Below are 6,658 nucleotides of genomic sequence, written 5' to 3'. Positions count from 1 at the left end.
ATAAAAACATCCTTTCTTTAGAACTAAAAGAAAGGATGTTTTTAATATTGTAATTATGCTCGAAAACATTTCTTATTTTTACTTTTAATACATTTTTTAACTAATTTTGGTTAAGTTATTTTCAAAGGCGTTATTATTAATTCAATAAGTATATTTACATATCACCATCCCTAATTTTAAAAATAGCAATTTCCTGAAAACTATATATAGTTTCTTTCTGAAAGGAAGGGTATTATCAATTGAAACCACATGAAAGAATATCTGTTTACTCTATAGAATCTTTGCAGGATTTAATGAAATTACTAAAAAAATCTAAAGATTTTATAACGTTGGAAATTGCTTCTAATAATTCCTCTATAGTCATTTCATATTTTAGAACATTAATCGATGTAAATATATTTCATGAAGAGGTTTTGACTTATATAAAAGAGAAGAGCTTCGATTCGTTACAAGATATTCACTCTGTCTTACCTTTTGAGAATTCAAAAATAACAAATCAAATGGAAGATATTCAGGATAGTATTTTAAATGGCTATATACTGATTCAGTTCGATACAGATAAATTAAATTGTTTGTTAGTAAATGTGTCAAAGAAAGAAAAAAGGGATATTACAAAAGCCGAAATTGAATACAATATTGTGGGTCCGCAAATCGCATTTGTCGAAGATTTAGATGTAAATTTAAATTTAGTACGTAGAAAGCTTCCAACACCTTATTTACAAATGAAAGAATTGAAAGTAGGATCTCTCTCTAACACAACTGTTGCGATTGTATTTATTGAGGGAATTGTAAATGATCAAAATCTACAAGAAATTATAAAAAGGGTAAGTCAAATAAAAACAGACCATGTTTTGGATAGTACTTATTTGATGCAGTTAATTGCAGACAACCCGAATTCTATATTCCCTCAATTTTTGAATACAGAACGTCCGGACCGTGTGGCAGCTGTATTAGCAGAAGGGAAAATTGCACTTTTTGTAGATGGCTCGCCTTATGCTATCACTCTTCCAACAACATTAATTGACTTTTTTTCTACGACAGAAGATTACACCATGCCTTGGATTATTTCCTCCTTTTTTCGACTGCTAAGGCTTTTTGCTTTTATTTTTTCTGTCTTAACAACTCCATTATATGTTGCAATTTTAACATATCATTACGAGCTAATTCCGAGAGAACTTCTTGAAACGTTAATCATATCGAGAAGTAAAGTACCTTTTCCTCCAGTTATTGAAGCACTTTTTTTAGAAATAACGATTGAATTACTGAGAGAAGCGGGGGCACGTTTACCAACTAAAGTGGGTCTAACTGTCGGTATAGTAGGTGGTATTGTAATTGGACAGGCATCGGTAGAGGCAAGTCTTACAAGTAATGTACTTATTATCATTGTTGCACTTTCAGCCCTTAGCTCATTTACAGCACCAATATATCGAATTGGTAATACAATTCGAGTAATTCGTTTTCCTTTTATAATCGCCGCACACCTGTTGGGTTTATTAGGAATTGTTTTAACAAGCTCTTTGCTTTTAGCACGTTTATTACGTACAGAATCATTAAGACGTCCTTATTTGTTTCCTTTTTATCCTACACGCCTTACAGATTGGAAAGACAGTATTGTACGTATGCCGATTTCAGCGATGTTTCGACGTCCTATTTTTTCAAGGTCTAAACAGCGTTTTCGCTTTAATCCAGAAGAGGTAGAGAAAAATAAAATACTATCAAGAAATGATTTTGATGATTGAATTTAACAGGGAGGAGCATTATGAAACAGATCCCAATTGAGTATCAAGTCTCTCCATATATGGTATTTTTTTTAATTATTACTATACAGATGGGGGTTGGTATGCTTGGTTTTGAAAGGATTAGTGCAAAATTAGTTGGAAATGATGCGTGGATTAGCACGCTACTTTTTGGAATATCTGTCAATCTTATGATTTGGATCATATATCAGATTTTAAATCAGGGTAATGGAGACATCATTGCAATCAATCAAAACGTACTTGGAAAATGGATTGGTGGAATATTCAACTTCATTTTTTTATCCTATATTGTATTGTTAGGTGCAACAACACTACATACTTATATCGAAGTAGTACATGTTTGGATGTTTCCTTCTATTTCATCTTGGGTTATAGCTGGGGCTTTTTTGGGTTTATGCTATTACATTGTTACTGGAGGATTTCGTGTAGTTGCCGGAATCGGTTTCTTTGGAATCGTTATCCCAAGCATTCTAATCTTCACATTTTTTTATCCTTTGCAGTATGCAGATTTCCGAAATTTATTTCCAATTGCACAGCATTCATTCCTAGAAATTATGAAAGGAATGAAAGGAAATATGTTTAGTTTTTTTGGATTTGAAATGTTATTGCTGTACTACCCATTTATTAAAAAGGCAAAAACGTCTCAAAAATATGCGCACTATGCAAATTTAGTAACGACTATTGTCTACACATACCTTATGATTTTAACTCTTGCGTTTTTTAGTGAAAAACAACTAGCGAGTGCGATATGGGCATATTTAAGCATGATTAAAATTATACAATTTCCCTTTATAGAGCGGTTTGAATACATTATTGTTTCTGTTTGGGCTTTTTTTATATTACCCAATGTTTCCTTTACATTATGGGGAGTAAGTCGTGGTATAAAAGAGGCACTGGGAATAAAGCAAAAATATGTTTTGCCAGTTATCATCCTATTCATCTTTGTTTTATCATTTTTCTTGAATAACCGTAATAAAATTAACTTATTAAATACTTGGACAGGTCAAATGGGCTTTATATATATATATGTATACCTACCTGTACTATGGCTAATTCAAACCGCCAAAATAAAGTTAAGGAGATAAACATGAAGCGATGGATACTTTTCCTTATAGTAAGTGTCTTCTTAATAGGTTGTGCTAAAACGAAAATTGTGGATGACATTGACTTAGTTCAAGTTGCGGCATATGATACCGAAGCAAAAGGTAAGCTAAAAGGAACCTTTGCGATTTCAGCTTATAAAGGAGGCGGGGAAGGTGAAACGAAAATCTATTCAGCATCAGGCCAGACTGGTAGAGAAGTTCTTGCAAGAGCATCCGAAAAATCTTCTGGACCTCTAGAGTTAGGGCAATTGCGTGTTATTATATTTAATGAAAAAATAATTGAAAAGGGAATGCAGGAAATTTTAGAGACTTTGAATCGAAATCCTAGTGTAGGAAATGCAATTTATTTAGCAATTACAAATGTAAAAGGGGAATCACTATTAAAGGGGAACTATTCTGAAGAAAAAGAAATTGCTTCCTATCTATCCTCTTTACTGGAGCAAAATATGGATAATGGAACGCAGCCAAAAACAAATTTTTTTATGTTTTTAAACCAACTTAATGATGATGCGAGAGATTCATATTTACCGATAATATCTAAAAAAGGTAATGTGTTGGAGTTAGATGGAATAGCACTTTTTAAAAGATGTAAAATGGTTGATAAAGTAAACCCTAAAGATTTATTTGTATTTAAATTGTTGACAGATAATTTTAAACAAGGTACATACCAATTCAAACTACCTGGTTCCCCAAATACTTACGCCACGATAGAGAATATAAAAGCTAGAACAAAATATAAGATGGAGGGGAATAGTAAGCATCCATTCGTAAATGCTCATATTCAAGTTAAAGCTGAAATTCAAGAATTTACAAAAACAAAAAATCTAGATAATCCTAAAGAAATAAAAAAATTAGAAAAAATTATGGAAAAAGAAATAGAGAAAAAAGCAACTACATTGATAAAGAGATTTATTAAAAAAGACACAGATCCTATAGGACTTAGAAAGCTTGGTAGAACTCACGTAAGAAAATGGAACAGTCAAGAATGGGAAGAATCCTATAAACATTTACGTTTTCGTGTAACAGCTGATGTAAAAGTAACCCAATCTGGTGTTACAGAATAAATCAAATAAGATATGGGGAATTTTAATGAAAAAATATAGTCTCGCAGAAGATTAGGGAGAAGAGAAACGATTAACAAAGAATTTCATAAACATTAAGATGCTTTGTTAATCGTTTTTATACCTGTAGCTTTATCACTTATAGTAATCATAATTATAATAAAAGAACACCGAAACAAATTCCCGATACCACATAATTATAAGAGGACAATAAAGCATCAAGATATAATGTATGCTTTGTCTGGAAAAAAGAATTAAGCACTTCAAGGTTAAACACTTAACTTTAAAGTAGTTGTAGCACTTCAACTAGACTGTGCCCCCGAAAGTTAGAAAGGTCGGTTTATTAAGTAGTCTCTAGGGAATGAGCCTAGTACAATACTGGATTCATTTCCTTTTATTTTTCCTTGATTCTTTCATGATTATAGTACTTTATCTACTTTGCTAATTCTTGTTTGAATTCTGTTATACTTTCAAATTCTTTCGATACAGAAATAGACATACAAAAACGCCATTCTTTCTTATAAATCTACAGAAAGAATGGCGTATTCTTCAAAAGTGAGTTCCTTTATTGAAAAGCTTTAGTTCTATATGACAGATAAAAGGGCAAGCAACGCTAAAATAGCGAGAAATCCTTGTTTCATGATAATTGATTTATTGGATGTGAAACCTCCGAAAATAGCTGCTACCACTACACAAATGATGAAAAATAATTGAATCATATAACCAATGGGATTATTTCCAAGTATAAGTCCCCGAATGAGGCCAGCTGCTAAGAATTCATTATATAAACCGTTTGCAAATTAATTGTCTAAGTATTTCTAAGTTTAAAGAGTACAGTGTCTTCGTTTTTTATTGAATCAACTTTTACATGTTGGTTCAATATTTTCTATTCTCTTGGAACTTAGTTCTCGTTTACTTCTCACAAAAGCAATAAAATCTATTATCTCTTCTGTTGACAGTGCTTCTCCATCTATTAAAAGTGTTGGATCTGGATCGTTTAGGAGTCTTGTAATATCAATTACATCTTTGTTTTGATGTGAATGTTCAATTCGACCTAATATATAATCTACAGATGTATCAAATAAATCGGCTATTTTTGATAAAGATTGTAATGAAGGTAATCTATAACCATTTTCATACCCGGCATAGGTGCTTTTCGCAATCCCAAGTCGATCTGCTGTCTCTTGTAAGGACCATTTTTGATTTTTTCTTAATTTAGATAAACGTTCCAGCATTCGTCTCATACCCCATCTAATTTTATTAAATTAATTATAACATAGAAAAAGAATCAAGAATAGAAAAAAAGTACGCGTATTGAATACAAAATCTTGATTAATTCAAATTAAGTTCTATAATGATAAATATAAATACGCATTACGCGAACGATATATCGTTGTTTATTTTATGGAGGGGTTGTGTATGAAGAAAATTTTATTACTTGCAACTGGTGGGACAATTGCATCTGTGGAGGGGAATGAGGGGCTTGTTCCAGGATTGTCCGCTGAGGAATTATTGAATTATTTTTCGAAGTCTTCTCGAAACTTAGAAATAGATTGCAAAATCTTAATGAATATTGATAGTACCAATATGCAACCTGAGCACTGGAAAGAAATAGCTAATGCTGTTTTTAATCACTATGATGACTATGACGGGTTTGTGATTACACATGGAACGGATACGTTAGCTTATACATCTTCCGCGTTATCTTATATGCTTCAAGGTTTAAGAAAACCAGTTGTTTTAACAGGTTCACAAGTACCTATTAGTTTTAAAAAGACAGACGCAAAGAAAAATGTAGCTGATGCTCTTAGATTTGCCTGTGAGGATGTTGGCGGTGTGTTTATTGTTTTTGATAGTAGGGTGATTATTGGGACGAGAGCAGTTAAAATGCGAACAAAAAGTTATGATGCATTTGAAAGTGTGAATTATCCATATGTTGCTGAGGTAAATGAAGATGAACTGAAATATCATTGGAAGCCAAAGTCCTCCCATAATGAACTTTCAATAAATACTAATTTATGTACGGATGTTTTTCTTATGAAATTGTATCCAGGTACAAAACCAGAGATATTTGATTGTTTAAAAGATTTGTACAAAGGGATTATTATTGAAAGTTTTGGTAACGGTGGATTACCTTTTGAAGGAAGGAACTTGCTTTCGAAAATTCAAGAGTTGACTGAAATGGGGATTGCTGTAGTGATTACTACTCAATGCCTGGAAGAAGGAGAAGACATACTTCTCTATGAAGTAGGACGGAAAGTGGCACAACATCAAGTAATATTATCTGGAGATATGAATACGGAAGCCATCATAGCAAAATTGATGTGGGCGCTTGGGAAAACTAATAAATTAGAAGAGATTAAAAAAATTATTGAAGAGCCTTTAGCCTACGATTTAACAATAAAATCTGATAAGGATTGGTAATGACTTCATATGATTTATTTAGGTTTTACATTTAATATGGGGGAGAAATTAAAATGGAAATGACAAACAAGAACGTGCGAGTGGAGAATGATTTTTTGGGAGGAAAGGAATTACCTATTGAGGCATATTACGGAATTCAAACTTTACGCGCTGTTGAAAATTTCCCGATTACAGGGTATAAAATTCATGAAAGTTTAATTAAAGCGTTCGCAGTTGTAAAAAAAGCTGCAGCGCTTGCCAATACAGATGTAGGAAGATTGGAATTAAACAAGGGCGGTGCCATCGCAGAAGCTGCTCAAGAAATTCTTGATGG

General features: G+C 32.4%; 5 protein-coding genes and 2 pseudogenes. 5 read left to right on the top strand and 2 right to left on the bottom strand.

The window, feature by feature from the left end:
• The first annotated feature begins 239 nt into the window (after window positions 1-239).
• From DN403_RS26250 to DN403_RS26240, 3 genes are read left to right on the top strand one after another with little or no spacing between them, the layout of a single operon-like run.
• On the top strand, window positions 240-1,739 hold the full coding sequence (locus DN403_RS26250) for a spore germination protein (RefSeq protein ID WP_000802307.1): 1,500 nt from the start codon (window positions 240-242) through the stop codon (window positions 1,737-1,739).
• 20 nt (window positions 1,740-1,759) lie between these two features.
• A complete protein-coding gene (locus DN403_RS26245; RefSeq protein ID WP_000809703.1) occupies window positions 1,760-2,842 on the top strand; it encodes a GerAB/ArcD/ProY family transporter in 1,083 nt (360 codons plus the stop codon).
• Between the two features lie 2 nt (window positions 2,843-2,844).
• Window positions 2,845-3,924: a Ger(x)C family spore germination protein gene (locus tag DN403_RS26240; protein ID WP_000832876.1), complete on the top strand. Its 1,080-nt coding sequence runs from the start codon at window positions 2,845-2,847 to the stop codon at window positions 3,922-3,924.
• A 581-nt stretch (window positions 3,925-4,505) separates the two neighbouring features.
• Here the strand turns inward: DN403_RS26240 and DN403_RS26230 are convergent.
• Together DN403_RS26230 and ansR are read right to left on the bottom strand one after the other, a co-directional pair.
• A pseudogene (locus tag DN403_RS26230) lies at window positions 4,506-4,721 on the bottom strand (DUF1304 domain-containing protein); the annotation flags it as partial.
• Window positions 4,722-4,778: 57 nt separating this feature from the next.
• Window positions 4,779-5,156, bottom strand: coding sequence for an HTH-type transcriptional regulator AnsR (gene ansR, locus DN403_RS26225; protein ID WP_000893569.1), 378 nt, complete (start codon window positions 5,154-5,156; stop codon window positions 4,779-4,781).
• Between the two features lie 184 nt (window positions 5,157-5,340).
• Here ansR and ansA point away from each other — a divergent pair, with 184 nt between their 5' ends.
• Window positions 5,341-6,345 (top strand): asparaginase, encoded by a 1,005-nt coding sequence (ansA, locus tag DN403_RS26220; RefSeq protein ID WP_000722293.1) that lies wholly within the window; start codon window positions 5,341-5,343, stop codon window positions 6,343-6,345.
• A gap of 53 nt (window positions 6,346-6,398) precedes the next feature.
• Window positions 6,399-6,658, top strand: a pseudogene (locus DN403_RS26215) (lyase family protein); the annotation flags it as partial.

The organism is Bacillus sp. AY2-1, from assembly GCF_008368965.1.
Lineage (GTDB): Bacteria > Bacillota > Bacilli > Bacillales > Bacillaceae_G > Bacillus_A > Bacillus_A thuringiensis_S.
This window is presented reverse-complemented; position numbering and strand designations above follow the sequence as displayed.